Source organism: Bradyrhizobium sp. SZCCHNR1098 (assembly GCF_032489375.1).
Taxonomy (GTDB): Bacteria; Pseudomonadota; Alphaproteobacteria; order Rhizobiales; family Xanthobacteraceae; genus Bradyrhizobium.
Genome location: NZ_JAUEXY010000003.1, coordinates 153,843 through 172,539, shown reverse-complemented (window position 1 = coordinate 172,539; position 18,697 = coordinate 153,843). Strand labels below are relative to the sequence as shown.

Annotated in this window: 11 protein-coding genes; 4 read left to right on the top strand and 7 right to left on the bottom strand. The window is 65.7% G+C overall.

All coding sequences use genetic code 11. From position 1 onward, the window contains the following. The first annotated feature begins 8 nt into the window (after window positions 1-8). Complete coding sequence (locus QX135_RS08880) at window positions 9-1,784, top strand: branched-chain amino acid ABC transporter ATP-binding protein/permease (RefSeq protein ID WP_316176615.1); 1,776 nt, start codon at window positions 9-11, stop codon at window positions 1,782-1,784. After that, on the top strand, window positions 1,781-2,482 hold the full coding sequence (locus tag QX135_RS08875; protein ID WP_316176616.1) for an ABC transporter ATP-binding protein: 702 nt from the start codon (window positions 1,781-1,783) through the stop codon (window positions 2,480-2,482). Before QX135_RS08880 ends, QX135_RS08875 begins: the two co-directional genes overlap by 4 nt. On the opposite strand, the gene QX135_RS08870 is transcribed toward QX135_RS08875, so the two are convergent. The 6 genes from QX135_RS08870 to QX135_RS08845 form a co-directional block, all read right to left on the bottom strand. After that, window positions 2,479-5,601, bottom strand: a complete 3,123-nt coding sequence (locus QX135_RS08870) for a CusA/CzcA family heavy metal efflux RND transporter (protein WP_315779718.1) — start codon at window positions 5,599-5,601, stop codon at window positions 2,479-2,481. The genes QX135_RS08875 and QX135_RS08870 overlap by 4 nt on opposite strands. A 42-nt stretch (window positions 5,602-5,643) precedes the next feature. Continuing rightward, window positions 5,644-6,882: an efflux RND transporter periplasmic adaptor subunit gene (locus QX135_RS08865; protein ID WP_410052026.1), complete on the bottom strand. Its 1,239-nt coding sequence runs from the start codon at window positions 6,880-6,882 to the stop codon at window positions 5,644-5,646. Window positions 6,883-8,031: 1,149 nt separating this feature from the next. Further along, the gene (locus QX135_RS08860; protein ID WP_410052095.1) at window positions 8,032-8,559 is read right to left on the bottom strand and encodes an REP-associated tyrosine transposase; all 528 of its coding nucleotides are present in this window, start codon (window positions 8,557-8,559) and stop codon (window positions 8,032-8,034) included. Window positions 8,560-8,671: 112 nt separating this feature from the next. Continuing rightward, window positions 8,672-12,298: an error-prone DNA polymerase gene (locus tag QX135_RS08855; protein WP_316176619.1), complete on the bottom strand. Its 3,627-nt coding sequence runs from the start codon at window positions 12,296-12,298 to the stop codon at window positions 8,672-8,674. A 340-nt stretch (window positions 12,299-12,638) separates the two neighbouring features. Beyond that, a complete protein-coding gene (locus QX135_RS08850; protein ID WP_316176620.1) occupies window positions 12,639-14,222 on the bottom strand; it encodes a DNA polymerase Y family protein in 1,584 nt (527 codons plus the stop codon). Beyond that, complete coding sequence (locus tag QX135_RS08845) at window positions 14,122-14,910, bottom strand: DNA repair protein (RefSeq protein WP_315813084.1); 789 nt, start codon at window positions 14,908-14,910, stop codon at window positions 14,122-14,124. Before QX135_RS08845 ends, QX135_RS08850 begins: the two co-directional genes overlap by 101 nt. Before the next feature lie 173 nt (window positions 14,911-15,083). On the opposite strand from QX135_RS08845, the gene QX135_RS08840 reads away from it, so the two are divergent. Then, on the top strand, window positions 15,084-16,322 hold the full coding sequence (locus tag QX135_RS08840; RefSeq protein ID WP_315798068.1) for a putative DNA modification/repair radical SAM protein: 1,239 nt from the start codon (window positions 15,084-15,086) through the stop codon (window positions 16,320-16,322). A 93-nt stretch (window positions 16,323-16,415) separates the two neighbouring features. Beyond that, window positions 16,416-17,900, top strand: coding sequence for a UdgX family uracil-DNA binding protein (locus QX135_RS08835; protein WP_316176621.1), 1,485 nt, complete (start codon window positions 16,416-16,418; stop codon window positions 17,898-17,900). A 19-nt stretch (window positions 17,901-17,919) separates the two neighbouring features. Here the strand turns inward: QX135_RS08835 and QX135_RS08830 are convergent, their stop codons facing one another. Further along, window positions 17,920-18,660, bottom strand: coding sequence for a methyltransferase domain-containing protein (locus tag QX135_RS08830; RefSeq protein ID WP_315757705.1), 741 nt, complete (start codon window positions 18,658-18,660; stop codon window positions 17,920-17,922). Window positions 18,661-18,697: the final 37 nt, after the last annotated feature.

The window sequence follows — 18,697 nt, the reverse complement described above, 5'->3', positions numbered from 1 at the left end:
CGCCCGCAATGAGCCGTGCGATGCCGCGCATGATCGTCCCGGTGGTGCTCGTGGCCATCGCGGCCGGCGTGATCGTCATCGCGCCGCTGCTGCTCGATACCTACCTCGTGAACATCCTGGTGCGTGCCTGCTTCGTCGCCATCGCCGCCATTACCGTCGACATCATGTGGGGCTATTGCGGCACGCTGACCTTCGGCCAGTCCGCGTTCTTCGGCATCGGCGCCTATGCGCTCGCAATCATGTTCACCGAATATGGATTCGGCACCTGGCAGGTGTGTGCAGCGATCGCCGCCGCGGTTGCCGTCGCTGCGGCGGTGGCTGCCTTCACCGGCTGGCTGTCGTTCTATCCCGGCTCGACACCGCTCTACGCCTCGGTGATCTCTCTGGTAGTGCCGATCGTGCTGGTGCAGATCCTCTATTCCGGCGGCACCTTCACCGGCTCGTCCAGCGGCCTCGTCGGCTTCGAGAGCTTCGATCTGGAGATCGAGACCTGGCTGCGCCTCGCCGGTCTCGGGCTGCTTGCCACGGCAGTGCTGGCGCTCATCCTGATGCGCAGCGACACCGGGCGCCTGCTTGCAGCGCTGCGCGACAACGACGCGCGCTGCAGCTATCTCGGCATCGACACCTCGCGGCTGCGCATCATCGTGCTCGTGCTGTCCGCAATCGTGTCTGCGCTCGCCGGCTTCTTCTACGCGGGCTTCGGCGCCGTCGCCGCGCCCGAGAACGCCAGCTTCACTTTCGGCACTAACCTCGTGATCATGGTCGCGCTTGGTGGCCGCGGCACCGTGATCGGTCCGGTGATCGGCGCGCTGTGCATGGAGGTGGCGAGCGCCTACCTTGCCAATAGCCTCCCCTATGTGTGGGAGCTGATCGTCGGGCTTGCGCTGATCATCGTGATCCTTGTCTTCCCCGACGGCCTGCTCGGCGCTGTGATTCGCCTGTTCAAGCGCGGTGGTTCGGGACGGAGCACTGCGACGACGCTGCGCCCGGCCGCCGCCGCCACGGCGGTCAGTCATCCGGACGCCGTTGCAATCGAAGTTCGCGCGCTCGGCAAGCATTATGGCAGTCTCGCGGTGCTGGACGGCGTGCAGTTCACGGCATATCGCGGCGAATTGCTGAGCCTCGTCGGTCCCAACGGGGCCGGCAAGACCACCTTAATCCGTTGCCTCTCCGACGGCCGCGAGCGCTCGACCGGCGACGTCGCGATCGCCGGCCGTGACATTGCGCGACTGCCGCCGGATCGCGTCGTCCGTTTTGGTCTCGGGCGCAAGTTCCAGACGGCTTCGGTGTTCGAGACGCTGACCGTCGCCGAGTGCCTGCGCGTCGCGCGGACACATGCTGATCCTCCTGCGCTGACGTCGCGCGCGGTGACGCTGGTGCTGCCGCCTGCCGCCATGTCGGTCGTCGAACGCTCCGGGCTCAGCCAGCGCCTCGACGAGGAGGCCCGCAATCTCAGCCATGGCCTGAAGCAGGCGCTCGAGCTCGCGATGATGCTGTCGCTCGAGCCCGACGTGCTGCTGCTGGATGAGCCAACCGCCGGACTGACGCGCGCAGAGCGCCAGAGCTTCGCCGATATCCTCACCGCCCTCGCCCGTCGCGACCGCCTCTGCATACTCCTGGTCGAGCACGATCTCGATTTCGTCCGCGAGATCTCCTCGCGCATCATCGTACTGCACCAGGGCCGGCTCGCGCTCGACGGCTCGGTCGACGAGGTCGTGAACAGCGAGCTGGTACGCGAGATATATACCGGCCAGCACGCGCCGCATGCGGAGGCCACGGCATGAGCGCGACGCTGGAAGTCACCGAGCTGGCGAGCGGCTATGGCTCGTCGGAGGTGATCAGCAATGTCGGCTTTGCACTCGGCAAAGCCGAAACCCTTGCCATCGTCGGCAAGAACGGCATGGGCAAGACCTCGCTGCTCAAGGCCATCGTCGGCTTCCTGCCGGCCTGGCGCGGCCGAGTGAAACTTGCAGGCAAGGACGTGACGCGGGTGGCGCCGCATCTGAAGCGGAAGATGGGGCTGGTCTATGTTCCCCAGGAACATGCGCTGTTCCAGGACCTGTCGGTGCGCGACAATCTCAGACTTGGCGTGCTCACGGACGATGACATGAGCGCGCGTTTCGAGCAGGTCGGCGGCTGGTTTCCGGTGCTGACCAAGCGGCTGAGCCAGCGGGCCGGCACGCTGTCCGGCGGCGAGCAGAAGATGCTGATCGTGGCGCGCGCGCTGATGGCGAAGCCCGACGTGCTGCTGCTCGACGAGGTCACGGAAGGTCTGCAGCCCTCCGTCGTCGACCGGCTGTCCGAGGTGCTGGTGCGCGTCCGACGCGAGATCGGCACCTCCATGATCGTGGTCGAGCAGCATCTGCCGTTCGCGCTTTCGATCAGCGACAGATACCTCGTGTTCAAGCGCGGCGAGATCGTTGATGCCGCCGCGGTCGATCGTGACTCCGCCGCGCGCATCGACGAGCACATGCGCATCTAGCGGACCCGTCGCCGCGAGAACAGCGAGATCAGGACCGGCAGCGTGATGAGGATGACCACCGGCGCCAGCATCATGCCGGTGACCACGACGATCGCAAGCGGCTTCTGCACCTGCGAGCCGATGCCGGTCGACACCGCGGCCGGCATCAGGCCGATGCCGGCGACGACGCAGGTCATCAGCACCGGACGAAGCTGCAATTCGCCGGTGCGGATGACCGCCTCGATGCGGTCGACGCCCTCGTCGATCAGCTGGTTGAACTGCGACAGGATGATGATGCCGTCCATCACGGCGATGCCGAACAGCGCGATGAAGCCGATCGCGGCCGACACGCTGAACGGAATGCCCGACAACACGAGGCCGACGACGCCGCCGAAGATCGCCATCGGGATCACGCTCATCGCCAGCAGCGTGTCGACCATCGAGCCGAAATTGAACCACAAGAGCACGCCGATCAGAGCGAGGCTGATCGGCACCACGATCGACAACCGTTTGATTGCGTCCTGCAGATTGCCGAACTCGCCGACCCACTCGACGCGTGAGCCCGGCGGCAACTGCACTTGCTCGGCGACCTTCTGCTGCGCCTCCTGGATCGCACTGCCGAGATCGCGCTCGCGCACCGAGAACTTGATCGGCAGATAGCGCTCCTGCTGCTCGCGATAGATATAGGCCGCGCCCGAGACCAGCTTGATGGTCGCGACCTCGCTCAGCGGAATCTGGGTGATGCCGTTCGGCCCCTGCGCGCCGATGCGCAAATTCTCGATCGCCTCCGCACTCTTGCGATATTCCGGCGCCAGACGGACGATGATCGGGAAATGCCGGTCGCTGCCCGGCTCGTAGAGATCGCCCGCAGTGTCGCCGCCGATCGCGACCTTGATGGTGGCGTTGATGTCGCCGGGCGCCAGCCCATAGCGTGCAGCCTTGGCGCGGTCGATGTCGATCTGGACCGTCGGCTGTCCGAGCGAGGTAAACACCGCAAGGTCGGTGACGCCCTGCACGGTGGACAGGACCTGCTTGATCTTGTTGGCGGTGTCCGTCAGCGCCTGCAGATCATTGCCGTAGAGCTTGATCGAGTTCTCGCCCTTCACGCCGGAGACGGCTTCCGAGACGTTGTCCTGCAGATATTGCGAGAAGTTGAACTCGACACCGGGAAAGCGGTCGTCGAGCTGCTTCAGCAGCTCCGCAGTGAGCTGGTCCTTGTCCTTGGTGCCGGGCCAGTCCTTGACCGGCTTCAGCGGCGCGAAGAACTCGGCATTGAAGAAGCCCGCGGCATCGGTGCCGTCGTCGGGACGGCCGTGCTGCGAGACCACCGCATCGACCTCGGGCCGCGCGCGGATGATCTTGCGCATCTCGTTGACGTAGGCGTTGCCTTCCTGCAGCGAGATCGTCGGCGGCAGGGTCGCACGGATCCAGAGATTGCCCTCCTCCAGCTTGGGCAGGAATTCCAGGCCCAGCAGTCGGCCAACCACCACCGTCAGCAATACGAGGCCGATCGCGCCGGTCATCACCAGGTTGCGATTGCCGACAGCCCAGCGCAGCACCGGCGAATAGATCGCGTGCAGCAGTCGCATCAGGCGCGTCTCGGTCTCCTCGACATGCGCCGGAAGGATGATCGCACTGAGCGCGGGCGTGACCGTGAAGGTCGCGAGCAGACCGCCGGCGAGCGCATAGGCGTAGGTGCGCGCCATCGGCCCGAAGATGTTGCCCTCGACGCCGCTGAGCGTGAACAGCGGCAGAAACGCGGCGATGATGATGGCCGCGGCGAAGAAGATCGAGCGCGACACGTCCGCCGCGGCCGACAGGATCGCGTGGCCCTTCATGCCCATCATCGTTTCCGGCGAGATGTGGCTCTCCTCGGCGGCGGATAACGGCGTGGTCTGCGTCAGCCGGCGGAAGATCGCCTCGACCATGATCACGGTGGCATCGACGATCAGGCCGAAATCGATTGCACCGACCGACAGCAGGTTGGCGGACTCGCCGCGCAGCACCAGGATGATGACGGCAAAGAACAGCGCGAACGGAATGGTCGCGCCGACGATCAGCGCGCTGCGCAGATTGCCCAGGAAAATCCACTGCAGCAGCACGATCAGGCCGATGCCGACCACCATGTTGTGCAGCACGGTGTGGGTCGTGGTGTCGATCAGGTCCTTGCGGTCGTAGATGCGCTCGATACGCACGCCCGGCGGCAGGATCGTCGAATTGTTGATCTGATCGACCAGTTGCTCGACGCGGGCGATCGTCGGCGAGCTCTGCTCGCCGCGCCGCATCAGCACGATGCCCTGGACGATGTCGTCATTGTTGTTGAGGCCGGCGATGCCGAGCCGCGGCTTCTCCGCCACCGTGACGTTGGCGACGTCCTTCACCAGCACCGGGTTGCCGCCGCTCTGCGACACCATGGTGTTGGCGAGGTCGTCCATCGAGCGGATCAGGCCGACACCGCGCACGACCGCCGACTGCGTGCCGATCTCGACCGTGTTGCCGCCGACGTTGATGTTGGAGTTGCCGACCGCCTGCAAGAGCTGCGGCAGGGTCAGGCCGTTCGCGACGAGCTTGTTGAAGTCGACCTGGATCTCATAGGTCTTGGTCTTGCCGCCCCAGCCGGTGACGTCGATGACGCCAGGCACCGCGCGGAAGCGGCGCTGTAGCACCCAGTCCTGCAAGGTCTTGAGGTCGAGCACGCTGTAGCCCGGCGGACCGCGCAAGCGATAGCGATAGATTTCGCCGACCGCGCTGAGCGGTGAGATCTGCGGCGTGACGTTGCCCGGCAGCGGCGACAGTTGCGACAGGCGATTCAGCACCTGCTGCAAGGCTTCATCGTAGGTGTAGTCGAACGAGAACTGCAGCTTGACGTCGGACAGGCCATACAGCGAGATCGTGCGGATGGTGCGCAGGTTCTTGATGCCCGCGACCTGGGTCTCGATCGGGATCGTAATGTAGCGCTCGATCTCCTCGGCCGAGAGGCCGGGGCTCTGCGTCACGATGTCGACCATCGGCGGGGTCGGATCTGGATAGGCCTCGATGTTGAGCTGGCGGAATGCGATCAGACCTCCGATCAGGACGGCGACGAACATTCCGACCATCAGGAAGCGCCGCTGAACGGCGATGGCGACGAGACGGTCCATTCAGATCGGCACTTTCAGGAAGACAGGCGGGAGAAGCGCATGTCAGCTGCCCGAGGCTGCGCGATCGATGAACAGGCTGCCCTTGGTGACGATCTGCTCGCCGGCGCTCAGATTGCTTTCGACCGCGACCTGATCGCCATTGATCAAGCCGGTCTTGATCTTGCGCAGCTCGATCGACTTGTCGGGGCGGGCGACCCAGACGCGGACCTGATTGCCTTCGTAGATCAGCGCCTGCCGCGGCACCGCGACCGCGGGCTGTTCGCCTGGCGAATAGATCGTCACGTTGGCGAACATCTCCGGCTTCAGCTGGCCATCCTTGTTGTCGATGGTGGCGCGGACCAGGAGCCGCCGTGTCGCCGGGTCGATCGATGCGGCAACGTAGTTGATGCTGGCCTTGAGCGGCCGGCCGGGCAGCGCCAGCACGTTGACGAGAATCTCCTCGCCGACGTTCACCAGCGCCGCATCGCTCTCGCGGACGAAGGCCGTCAGCCAGACGGTGGAGAGATCACCGATCACGAATACCGGGTCGCTCGCACCGGAATTGACATATTGTCCAGGGCCGACCTTGCGCTGCACGACCGTGCCGGCGATCGGCGAGTAGATGGTGATCTCGCGATCGATCACGCCCTTGCTCTGGAAATCGGTGATCGCGGCCTCGGTGAAGCCGAGGATGCGCAGCTTGTTGCGCGCGGCCTCCAGCGCCGTTTGTGACGACCGCATGTCATTCTGAGCCTGAACGGAGGTCGCCTCCGCCTGCTGGAAATCCTTCAGCGGGATCGCCCGGCCTTCGAACAGGTCCTTGGCGCGCTTGTACTGGATGTCGGCGAGGTCGAGGGCTGACTTCGCCTTGTTCATCGCGGTGATGGCGGCGATGAAATCGTTCTGCGCCTGCACGGTGTCGGCGGCCTCGATCACGAACAGCGGCTGGCCCTGGCGCACGGTTTCGCCGGGACGGGCGAGCAGCTTGGTGACACGGCCGGCATAGGGCGAGAAAACCGGTGTCGAACGATCCTCGTCGACGGCAACCTTGCCCTCGGTAATATGCTCGGCACGGAATATCTTCTCGCACACCGGCTCGATCGTCAGCGTCGACCATTCCGCCGCCGATGGCGTGAAGCTGGTGCCGTTGCGTTTGGACTGGCTGGAGAGCTCGATATTGTCCTTCGCAGCCGTTCCCGACCGGAACTGCATGTAGCCATAGCCGCCCGCGCCGGCCATCGCCAGGGCAGCAAGGCCGATCAGCAGCCGCTTGGTGCTGAGCATCTGCGGAGATGGGTTCATGTCAGACGCCATGGCTGGTCAGATCGGCTCGCTTTATCGGTCGACGATTCCGGCTCTGGCGGTCTCATCGTTGCGCTAATAGTGCGGAACTGGAGCTTTAAACAACCTAAAAATCGCCCAACCCGCCTCTGTTTTGCTTTAAAAATTTGAAAGTTGAACGACAGCCGTTCAGCCTGCATTCAGCTGGTTCCGGGCAATCGCGGTTTCACCGCGACGCACCATGGACGCATCGAGCGCGCGGCGGATCGCCGTGACGGTGTTGCCAGTCTGTAGGCCAACCTCCGCGGGTACGCGCCTACTCCAGCCTGACGCCCATGCTCCGGATTTGCGTTCCAGCTCGGACGGGCTCGCAACGTTGCGCGTGTCCGCAAAAATCGAGTCATGGTTTTCAAGGCCCTGCGATGGGTGACGGTCCATCGTGCGATCATCCGTTGCAGCTTCGATCCGTTGACTGTGACACGCACATGAAGACGTCGTCTCGCGGCGCGGATGCGCCCGAGTCTTGCCGATCGTTTCACCCTCTCGTGAAGAGGGCGCAGGGAAGGCCAGGCGCCGGCTGACGCCTGCGGCCCGCCTGCGAGAAAAAATGCAGGCGGCAGGTACCACAGGTGCAGCCGAGAACGCCCGGCCTTCCCTGCGCGATGGCTTTCACGTTTACTGCGTACTCTCCCCGGTGTCCGGCTTTTAGCCACCGTCGCCGGCGGGATCATCACCCGCGGACTTGGCGCCAGCATCGGGGCGCCAGGACCATACGCCTTCACGTCCGCAAGCCTGCCGTTCGTCCGCGCAAGGCCTCGCCCCACGCTGCGGCATCTCACAGCCATCGCTCCCCGCCCCGCGTGTCGTGACGATCGCGCGCAACGCCCCTCTTCATGGAGCGGGATGCGCGGAATAGAGCATAGTTTCTGAAAAAAAGAAAGTAGAATTTTGGGCGCGCACGTCGAAATTTCTGGAACTCTGAATCGCGTCGCTGCGCTCCCAGATAACGGCGGGTATCGTACCGTGGCCGGTGGGCACGTCGCGACGCGCGATGCGCGCCGCGTCTTTGCCCACCCTACGCAATCACGGCGGCTCATGATGAAGCCGTAGGGTGGGCAAAGGCGCTTCGGGCGATGCGAAGCATCGCACGAGGTGCCGTGCCCACGGTCTTCACTCACCGTACGAACCAGCAATAGCTTTGACGTCTCCTCCCCAATCGGCGGCGAGCCAGCCGCGTTCGACGAAGCGATGGAAGCTGCTGTACGGCCAGTCTGCGACCCGGGAGACATGACCATGCTTGACGGGATTGAAATGGATGTAGTCGATATAGCGCGCGAGATCGGCATCATCGCGAATGGCATGCTCCCAATAGCGGCGCTGCCAGATTCCCTTCTCGCGTTTGGCTGAGAGGCTGCGCGAATGCTTCTGAGACTTCAGACCACGAGAGAAGCCGCTCTTGATCAAAGCCCAGCGGATCGGATAGTCGGCGTCGTCGTCTGGCAATGCCCAGACCACATGAAGATGATCAGGCAGCACGCAGATTGCGATCGTTTCGAAGGGGCGTCGTTCTTGGGCGACGCGATAGCAAGATCGGAAGCGATCGATCTGTTCGACGAGCAGATGACTCGTGCGATCTTCCAGGACGACCGTGAAGAAGAATACGCCGCCTTTGATGGACGCTCTGCGATAGTTCGGCATCATCAGCTCCATCTCGCTCTGCGGCCGGTGGGCACGTCACGACGCGCGATGCGCGCCGTGCCTTTGCCCACCCTACGAGATCATGTTCAACCGGAGTGAACACGACAGCACCTCAATGAAAATCGCGCGAGCGCGGCAGGATGCGGACGTTGCGGGGGTGGCTGACGCGCTGGGAGGGAGTGTCGAGGTGATCGCGGCGGTCGTCGTTGAGCGGCTCGGCGGGCATCGGGCCGTGCGGCACGACACCGAGACGATCGTTCGACAACAAGGCGAGATCGGCGCTGCGGTCGACCAGGCGCTCGGCGACGAGATGCACGACCTTCTCGGGGCTGCTCTGGATGCGGCCTTCGACCAGCACGAGGCGCGCGCCCATCACCTCCTTGCGGAAGGTCTCCATCACCTTCGGCCACACCACGATGTTGGCGATGCCGGTCTCGTCCTCCAGGGTCATGAACACGACGCCCTTGGCGCTGCCCGGCCGCTGCCGCACCAGCACCACGCCGGCGCAACGGACGCGGCGGCGGTCGTTGGCGTGGTTGACGTCGCGGCAGGCCAGCACGCCTTCCGTAACGAAGCGCTGGCGCAGGAACTCCATCGGGTGTCCCTTCAACGACAGGCGGATGGTCTGATAGTCCGCGACCACGTGCTCGGGCAGCGGCATCTCCGGCAGCGGCTTGGCGCCCTCGTCCGGCTGCTCGCGGGCGATCGCGGCCTCGAACAGCGGCAGCGGCACATCGTCGGGCAGCCGGCGCACGGCCCAGAGCGCGGCACGACGGTCGAGCCCGAGCGAGCGGAACGCATCGGCATCGGCCAGCAGCAGCAGCGCGCGCTTGGGCAGAGCGGTGTCGCGGGCGAAGTCTTCCAGCGAGGTGAAGGGCCCGCGGGCGCGCGCCTTGATGATGCGGTCGGCCCAGTCGTCGTCCTGGAGAAAGATGCCGGCCTGTCCCTCGCTGTCATTCCTGGGCAACGCGACAGCGTCGAGCGCTCGAAACGTATCAACGGCTTGTGAGTAAAGAACGCCTCCTTCCGCAGCGTCATTCCGGGGCGCCCGGAGGGCGAGCCCGGAATCTCGAGATTCCGGGTTCGATGCCCCGGTCAAAACAGCTTCGCTGTTTTGACTCGTCGCATCGCCCCGAAATGACGGTGGGGAGAGAGCTTGCACATCATCCTGCAATGACAATGCGGAAGCGACTTGTGCCTCGCTCCGCATCGCCTCCGACAATCGCTTGATCCGCTCCTCGTCGCGATCGATCCAGCGGAAACCGTCGATCTGGCGGAAGCCGAGGCGGACGGCGCAGTATTTGCTACCCATTTCCTCCAGCGTGTTGTCGGCGAAGCTGTGGGACACGTCGATGTTCCGGATCTCGACGCCATTCTTGCGGGCGTCGCCGACGATCTGCGCCGGTGCGTAGAAGCCCATCGGCTGCGAGTTGAGCAACGCGCAGCAGAACGCGTCGGGATGGAAGCATTTCAGCCAGGACGAGACATAGACGAGCTGGGCGAAGCTCGCGGCATGGCTTTCCGGAAAGCCGTAGGAGCCAAAACCCTTGATCTGGTCAAAGCAGTTCTTGGCAAAGGCCGGATCGTAGCCGCGCGCGATCATGTTGCCGACCATCTTCTCCTCGTAGGAGCCGATGGTGCCGACGTTGCGGAACGTCGCCATCGCGCGGCGCAGGCCGTTGGCTTCCTCCGACGAGAACTTTGCGGCCTCGATCGCGATCCGCATCGCCTGCTCCTGGAACAGCGGCACGCCGAGCGTCTTATGCAGCACCTTGTAAAGCTCGTCTTTCGGGCCGTTTGCCGGCGATGGATAGCTGACCTTTTCGAGACCGTTCCGGCGCCGCAGATACGGATGGACCATGTCGCCCTGGATTGGTCCGGGCCGGACGATCGCGACCTCGATGACGAGGTCGTAGAAGGTGCGCGGCTTCAGCCGCGGCAGCATGTTCATCTGCGCCCGGCTCTCGACCTGGAACACGCCGAGCGACTCGCCCCGCTGCAGCATTTGGTAGACTTCGTTGTCGTCCTCCGACCGGATATCGGAAAGCACGTATCGCTGGCCCTTGTGATCGGCGATCAGGTCGAAGCATTTGCGGATGCAGGTCAGCATGCCCAGCGCCAGCACGTCGACCTTCATCATGGACAACGCGTCGACGTCGTCCTTGTCCCATTCGATGAAGGTGCGGTCGTCCATCGCGGCATTGCCGATCGGCACGTAGCTGTCGAGCCGGTCCTGGGTCAGCACGTAGCCGCCGACATGCTGTGACAGGTGCCGCGGAAAGGTGATCAGCTCCGATGCCAGCTCCACGGCGCGGCGGATCATCGGATTGGTTGGATCGAGCCCGGCCTGGCGCACCTGCATGTCGGAGAGGCCGTCGCCCCAGCTGCCCCACACGGTGTCGGCGAGCACCGACGTGACGTCCTCGGTCAGGCCCAGCGCCTTGCCGACGTCGCGGATGGCGCTGCGCGGGCGATAATGGATGACGGTGGCGATGATCGCCGCGCGGTGCCGGCCGTAGCGGCGATAGACATATTGCATCACCTCCTCGCGTCGCGAATGCTCGAAATCGACGTCGATGTCGGGCGGCTCCAGCCGCTCCTTGGAGATGAAGCGCTCGAACAGCAGATCGATCTTGGTCGGATCGACCGAGGTGATGCCGAGCACGTAGCACACGGCCGAGTTCGCCGCTGAGCCGCGGCCCTGACACAGGATGCCCTGGCTGCGGGCGTAGCGGACGATGTCGTGAACCGTGAGGAAATAATGCGCGTAGTTGAGCTCGGCGATCAGCGCCAGCTCCTTGTCGAGGACTGCGCGCAGGCGGTCGTCGAGATCATCACCGAAATAGGTTTTGGCGCCGGCCCAAGTCAGGTCCTGCAGATGCCCCTGCGCGGTCTTGCCCGGCGGCACCGGCTCGTCGGGGTACTGGTATTTGAGCTGGTCGAGCGAGAAGACGATGCGGTCGGTGAAGCGGATGGTCTCGGCAATCGCACCGGGATGATCGCGGAACAGCCGCGCCATCTCGTGTCCCGGCTTGAGGTGGCGCTCGGCATTGACTTGGAGCCTTCGGCCGATGGCCTCGATCGAGGCTTTCTCGCGGATGCAGGTCAGCACGTCCTGCAGCATCCGCTGCTGGGGATGATGATACAGCACGTCATTGGTGGCGATCAGCGGCACCTTGACCGATGCGGCGAGACGCGCCAGCCGCGCCAGCCGGCGGCGGTCGTCGCCACGATAGAGCAGGCTGCCGGCGAGCCACACGCCTTCGGCGCGGCTGTCCTTCAGCCGCGTCAGGACTTCGCTGATGACAGCCTCGTCGAAGCGATGCGGCGGCATCAGCACCAGGAGCTGCCCCTCGATGAAATCAAACAGATCCTCGAAGGTCAGGCGGCAGTCGCCCTTGGCGACCTTGTCGAGATCGCTGCCGCGCTTGCCGCGGGTGAGCAGCTGGCACAGCCGGCCATAGGCCGCGCGGTCGCGCGGATAAACCAGGATGTCCGGCGTGCCGCAGCTGAAGACGAGCCGCGCGCCGTAGAGCAGCCGCGGTTTGTAGCTCAGCCGGTCATTGCCGAGCTCGCTATAGGCGCGCACGATGCCGGCCAGCGTGTTGTGGTCGGCGATGCCGATGGCTTCGAGGCCGTACACGGCGGCCTGGTGCACGTAGTCCTGCGGATGCGAGCCACCCTGCAGGAAGGAGAAGTTGGTGGTGATGCCGATCTCGGCATAGGGGACGGGGGTCATGGCGCGACCGCGCAGGCTGTTTCCGTGACAGCGCGTTGCCCGCCTCCTGCAGGTGATTTGCCCCAACGCACCGGCTTGCACAGCTGCCCACCCTCCCCTGGAGGGGGAGGGTCGACACGCGCAGAGCGCGCGGCGGGGTGGGGTGAGCCCAGCAACCGGTTGTCATTGCGCCAGCTCTTCTCAGCTGCCGGTAAGTTGGCCTCGAGGACAACGGGCAGCGCAAACGCGGATGGTCTGTCACCCCACCCCGGCTCGCATGCACGCATGCGAGCCGACCCTCCCCCTCCAGGGGAGGGTGAGCAGCGAGGTCGGCGCGGGATGTGTGCCATCTCCCCCACCCTCATGCGAACAGACCGTGCATGTACCAGGCGGGCTGTACGGGCAGGCCCTCCTGCTGATCGAGCTCGCGGTCATACAACCCGTCGCGGTAGAGCCAGAAGCGCAGGCCGTGCTCGTCCTCGACGCGGAAATAGTCGCGCGTGAGGCCCTGCCCGCCCGGCCGCCACCATTCCATGGCGATGCGCTCCGGGCCTTCGGCGCGCACCACCGCATGCGCGGCACGGCGCCAGACGAAGCGCGCAGGCGGGCCGTCCGGCACCCCGGCGATCACCTGGATCGCCTCCGGCTGCGCGAACAGCCGCAAGGGCCGCAGTGGCGGCTCGCCCTCGGTGCGCTCCGGCCAGGCGGCTGCGGTGGCAGCCGTGAGATTTGGCTGCGCCGGTAGCGGCAGCGCCGCACGTTCCGGGATGTGGGTGTCGACCGGCAGATGCACGACCACGCGTTTGCCGCCGATGCGCGCGGCGATGCGGTCGATCAGCGCCGACAGCTCGTCATTGTCGTGGACATGGGCGTCGAGATCGCGCTGCTGCTGCACCACGATCTCGCTGCGGCTCGCCGACAGCCGGATCATGTCGAAGCCGAAGCCGGGATCGAGCGGATCATTCAGGGCGTCGAGCCGCTCGCGGAACAGACGGTCGATGATTGCGGCCTCGGTGACCGGCTGGCCGGTGTCGACCGCGATGACGCGCACCAGGCCGTCGGTGCGGAAGAAGCAGGCCTCGAGCCGCCGCGCGCCCTTGCCCTGCTGTGCCATCGCCGCCACCAGCATCGCGGCGAGACTGGAGAGACTGGCCGCGATCACCGTATCGGTCGCGACCGGCTCGGCGAAGCGCTTGTCGACGATGTAGTCCGGCGGGACTTTGCGCGGGCTGATCGGCGCATCGGCCTCGCCCAGCGCCTGGGCCAGCACGCGGGTGAAGGCGACACCGAACCGCGCCGTGATCTCGTTGCGGCCGCGCGACGCGACGTCGCCGATCGTCTTCAAGCCGGCGCGGCGCAGGCCGAGCGTGATCGCCTCGCTGCCGCCAAGGGCTGCCACCGGCAGCGGCGCCACCGCGGCCGCCTCCTCGCCGTCAGGCACGATGCGGCCATGCACCTGCCGGTTCAGCGTGCGCGCACACACGGCGTTGGAGGCGATCGCTGCCGACACGGTGAGACCGTGCGCGGTCAGCGCATCGCAGAGCGACCGCATCAGTTTGGCTTCGCCGCCGAACAGATGCACGCAGCCGGTGATGTCGAGCGAAAGCCCATGCGGCGGATCCAGCGCCACCAGCGGCGTGAAGCGGTCGCACCAGTCGGCGATGCCTTCGAGCATCTTGGCGTCAGCCGCGAGGTCGGCCTCTTGGACGACGAGGTCGGGACAGACCGCGCGGGCGTTCGCCAGCGGCTGGCCGAGGCTGACGCCATGGCACGCCGCTGCCTCGTCCAGCGCATGGATCAAGAGCGCATTGGCGTCCTTGATGACGACGACCTGCGGCAGGTCGTCACGCCGATCGGCGGAGCAGTTTCGCTTGATCCGATCGATGGGCAGGCGCGGCAGCCACAGGCTGAGGATCCGCCGCCGGTTCGCTGAAACGGCACGCATCGGGGGTCCACTCCATGATCCATCGTCCGGTCTGGCCGTGACGATTGCGAATGAGCTCGGCGTCGAGACGCGGCGCGCCCCAGGCCATCCAGGGCGCCGAGGGCAGCGACGGCGCGGTGCGGACGATCCAGCGCGTCTCGGCGGTCGAAGGTTCGGGTGTGGCTGCAATGCGCAACACGAGCGCGGTCACGCCGGACTCCTGCGCGGCCAGGGTCAGCTTGCGGCTGGCGACGAGATCGAGCTTTTGCGTCTCGCCCCACACCTCCAGCATCACCCCGCCCAGCGCATCGCAGGCGAGCGCGTCGGCCGCGGTGCGCAAGCCGTGATCGAGATCGGGCGCCCGCACGATCACGATGCGGCGCGGGTCGAGGCCAAGCTCGGCGAGCCCGCTCATCGACAGCGCGCCCATCTCGCGCTCGGCGAAATCCTGCCGGATCCAGATCAGCGGGCGGCGCGCCGCGACGCGCGCGGCGAGCCCGCACAGGAAGCCGGTCGCGGCCGTCGCCTGACGGCCGGTCTCGGCGAACACCTCATGCAGCGCGCCGGTGGCCAGCCCGCCCTGCAGCACGGCGTCGGCCTCGTCATGGCCGAGCGCGACCCGGCGCAGGTCATGTGCGCCATCTCCCGCCTCGAGACGGGCAATGCGGCCGCGCAGACGCGCGAGCGTATCCATGCGTGCGCCGGTCATCCGTCGCCGCTCCTCTTCCATCCATCGTGCGGGCGCTGCCGTTGTTGCAGTTGAACCCACGACGGCCCTCTTTGTTCATGATACGTTCTAATATAAAGCTAACGCCTTCGAGAGAGTCAATCGGGATTGCCCCGGATGTGATTCAGCGAATGGAATCAAAAGGATTCAAAGGTATGGAGCTGCTCCGCAAGCTGGAGATCCTGGCCGATGCCGCCAAGTACGACGCCTCCTGCGCCTCCAGCGGTACCGAGATGCGGGATTCCCGCGACGGCAAGGGTCTCGGCTCGACCGCGCCCGGCATGGGCATCTGCCATTCCTATGCGCCGGACGGCCGCTGCATCTCGCTGCTCAAGGTTCTGCTGACAAACGCCTGCAACTACGACTGCCTGTATTGCGTCAACCGCGCCTCCTCCAACGTGCCGCGCGCGCGCTTCACGGTCGACGAGGTGGTGAAGCTCACCATCGATTTCTATCGCCGCAACTACATCGAGGGTCTGTTCCTGTCGTCCGGCATCATCCGCAGCCCGGACTACACCATGGAGCAGGTCGTGAGCGTGGCGCGCAAATTGCGCGAGGAGCATCGCTTCCGTGGCTACATTCATCTGAAGACGATTCCGGAGGCTGACGAGGCGCTGATCGCCGAGGCTGGCCGCTATGCCGACCGGCTCAGCATCAACATCGAGACGCCGCTGGAGGCGAGCCTCACCAGGCTGGCGCCGGAGAAGGACCAGCGCGCCATCCGCCGCACCATGGGCCGTCTCCGGCTCAAGCTCGACGAGACGGTGGAAGCCAAGAAGACGGTGCGGAAGGCGCGGCCGCCGCGCTTTGCCCCTGCAGGCCAGAGCACGCAGATGATCGTCGGCGCCGACGACGCCAACGACCGCGTCATCCTGTCGACCTCGGCCAATCTCTACGGCGCCTACAAGCTCAAGCGCGTCTATTACTCCGCCTTCAGCCCGATCCCCGATGCAAGCCGCGCGCTGCCGCTGCAGGCGCCGCCCTTGGTGCGCGAGCACCGGCTGTACCAGGCCGACTGGCTGATGCGGTTCTACGGCTTCGACGCCGATGAAATCGTCGAGGAAGGCGAAGGCATGCTGCCGCTCGACATCGACCCCAAGCTCGCCTGGGCGCTGCGCCACCGCGACCGCTTCCCGCTCGACATCAACACAGCAAGCCGCGAGGAGCTGTTGCGCGTGCCCGGCTTCGGCACCCGCACGGTGGAGCGCATCCTCGCGACCCGCCGCACCACCACGATCCGCTTTGCGGATCTGGCCCAGCTCAACGTCATCAGGAACAAGGCGCTGCCGTTCATCGTTCTCTCCGACCACCGGCCACAGCCGTCCCTGCTCGACGGCGCCGCGCTGGCGGCCCGGCTGCGGCCGAAACCGCAGCAGCTGGGATTTGGATTCTAACGGAAGCCGTCATCGCGAGCGCAGCGAAGCGATCCAGGGCCGCACGAGAAGTCTGGATTGCGTCGCTTCGCTCGCAATGACGTGAGGAGAGAAATGCACGTCGTAACCCTCGACAACGACACTGATTTCGACGGCTGGCGCCGGGCAGCGCGGGCGCTGGCGATGAACGACGTCAAGCCGGCCGAGGTGAGCTGGCGCGTCAAGGGCGCGGAGGCCGATCTGTTCGACGATGAAGCCGAGACGACGCTGCCGGAGGTGCCGGAGGGCGCGTTCTCGGTGCCGGCGAGCTTCATGGAGCTCGCGGAGAGCGCGATCCTGCACAGTGACCCCAACCGCTTCACCCTGCTCTATCGGCTGCTGTGGCGTCTCAGGACCAATCACGACCTGATGGAGATCGCGACCGATCCCGACGTCGCGCAGGCCAACGCGCTGGCGCGAGCGGTGCGCCGCGACGTCCACAAGATGCATGCCTTCGTCCGCTTCCGCGAGGTCGGCCGCGAGCGCGAGACGCGCTACGTCGCCTGGTTCGAGCCGGAGCACCACATCGTCGAACGCGCCGCGCCGTTCTTCGCCCGCCGCTTCGCCGACATGCCGTGGTCGATCCTGACGCCCGAACTCTGTGCGCATTGGGACGGCAGCCGCGTCAGCTTCACGCCCGGTGTGAGCAAGGCTGACGCGCCATCCGAAGACCGGCTCGAGGAGGTGTGGCTGCGCTATTACGCCAGCATTTTCAATCCGGCACGGCTGAAAGTGAAGGCGATGGAAAAGGAGATGCCGAAGAAATACTGGCAGAACCTGCCCGAGGCGAAGCTCATCCAGCCGCTGATCGCGGCCGCCTCCCGGCGCACCACGGAGATGATCGCCGAGCCCGGCACCTCACCGCACAAGCCGCAGAAACGCGTCGAGGAGAGCGAGATGACCCGCAAGCCAACCACACACGCGCATGCTGCTGAGACCTCACGTGATGTCGAGTCCACCGATCTCGAGACCTTGCGTGAAGAAGCCGCCGGCTGCCGCGCCTGCCCGCTGTGGAAGGACGCCACGCAAACCGTGTTCGGCGAAGGCCCCGCGCATGCGCCGCTGATGCTGGTCGGCGAGCAGCCCGGCGACAAGGAGGACCTCACCGGCCATCCCTTCGTCGGTCCCGCCGGCCAGATGCTCGACCGCGCGCTGGCCGAGGCCGGCATCGACCGCAGCAAGGTCTACGTCACCAATGCGGTGAAGCACTTCAAGTTCGTGCCCCGCGGCAAGATCCGGCTGCACCAGAAGCCGAACACGCCGGAGATCAAGGCCTGCCGGCAATGGTACGAGCGCGAGCTCGCCACCGTGCGTCCGGCCCTGGTCGTGGCGCTGGGCGCCACCGCGGCGCAGTCCGTGCTCGGCAAGATCACGCCGGTCAACAAGAGCCGCGGCCATGTCGTCGACCTCGCAGACGGCCCCAAGGCGATGGTGACGGTGCACCCGTCCTACCTGCTGCGGCTGCCGGATGCCCACGCCAAGGCGCGGGAGTATGAGCGCTTCGTCGAAGACCTGAAGATCGCCGCCGCCGCGATCAAGCGCGCCGCGCACGCGGCGTGAGGCTGCCCCCAACCGGCCCTTACTTGATCGCCAGGAAGCCCTCGAAGCAGACGTGCTTGTAGATCGTCATCGTGTCCACGAACCCGGCCCGCCGCAGCATGTCGAGATTGCCCTGGGTCGAGAACGGTTCCAGCACGCCCTTGAGGCTGCTGGCCTTGCCCAGCACCTCGTCCGGCGAGTAGCCGTTGTCGAGCTTGTAGTCGATATAGACCGACGTCATGATGTCCTGGAACCGCGCGTCCGGCGCCCTGACCTTCTCGAAGAACAGGAACGCGCCTCCCCAATTGAGCGACCGATAGATCGCATCGATCAGGGTCTGGCGATAGCGCGGCGGCACGAACTGCACGGTGTAGTACGACACGATGAAGTCGCTCGCCTCGTAGCCGACCTCGCAGGCATCGGCCGCCAGGTATTCCACGTTCGCCACATCCCTGCTGTGCGCCCGCGCGTAATCGATCATGGCCCGCTCGGTATCGATGCCGATCCAGCGCGTGCCGTGCGGATGGCGCTTGGCGAGTTGCCGAAGCAGCGTCCCCGTCGACGTTCCGATTTCATAGGCGACGGAATCCCGCTTCACGAAGAAATCGCTGACCTGCTCGACCAGCTTGTGGCCGGCTTCGTAGTTCGGAACCGACCTCGCGACGTGGAGATCGAAGTGCTGAGGCGTGTCGCCGCCGAAGCTCCAGCCGGCACGCGCGGCGCGGATGCCGTCACCGGTCGCGTTGTCCCGCTCGAGGGTTGCTTGCCCAGACACAACCATGACGTTCCTCCCTGGTCGACGACGTGTTGAAACTCCC

Coding starts and splice junctions, on each gene's coding strand:
- QX135_RS08880 (WP_316176615.1), top strand. CDS start 9: ATGAGCCGTGCGATGCCGCGCATGATCGTCCCGGTGGTGCTCGTGGCC.
- QX135_RS08875 (WP_316176616.1), top strand. CDS start 1,781: ATGAGCGCGACGCTGGAAGTCACCGAGCTGGCGAGCGGCTATGGCTCG.
- QX135_RS08870 (WP_315779718.1), bottom strand. CDS start 5,601: ATGGACCGTCTCGTCGCCATCGCCGTTCAGCGGCGCTTCCTGATGGTC.
- QX135_RS08865 (WP_410052026.1), bottom strand. CDS start 6,882: ATGAACCCATCTCCGCAGATGCTCAGCACCAAGCGGCTGCTGATCGGC.
- QX135_RS08860 (WP_410052095.1), bottom strand. CDS start 8,559: ATGCCGAACTATCGCAGAGCGTCCATCAAAGGCGGCGTATTCTTCTTC.
- QX135_RS08855 (WP_316176619.1), bottom strand. CDS start 12,298: ATGACCCCCGTCCCCTATGCCGAGATCGGCATCACCACCAACTTCTCC.
- QX135_RS08850 (WP_316176620.1), bottom strand. CDS start 14,222: ATGCGTGCCGTTTCAGCGAACCGGCGGCGGATCCTCAGCCTGTGGCTG.
- QX135_RS08845 (WP_315813084.1), bottom strand. CDS start 14,910: ATGACCGGCGCACGCATGGATACGCTCGCGCGTCTGCGCGGCCGCATT.
- QX135_RS08840 (WP_315798068.1), top strand. CDS start 15,084: ATGGAGCTGCTCCGCAAGCTGGAGATCCTGGCCGATGCCGCCAAGTAC.
- QX135_RS08835 (WP_316176621.1), top strand. CDS start 16,416: ATGCACGTCGTAACCCTCGACAACGACACTGATTTCGACGGCTGGCGC.
- QX135_RS08830 (WP_315757705.1), bottom strand. CDS start 18,660: ATGGTTGTGTCTGGGCAAGCAACCCTCGAGCGGGACAACGCGACCGGT.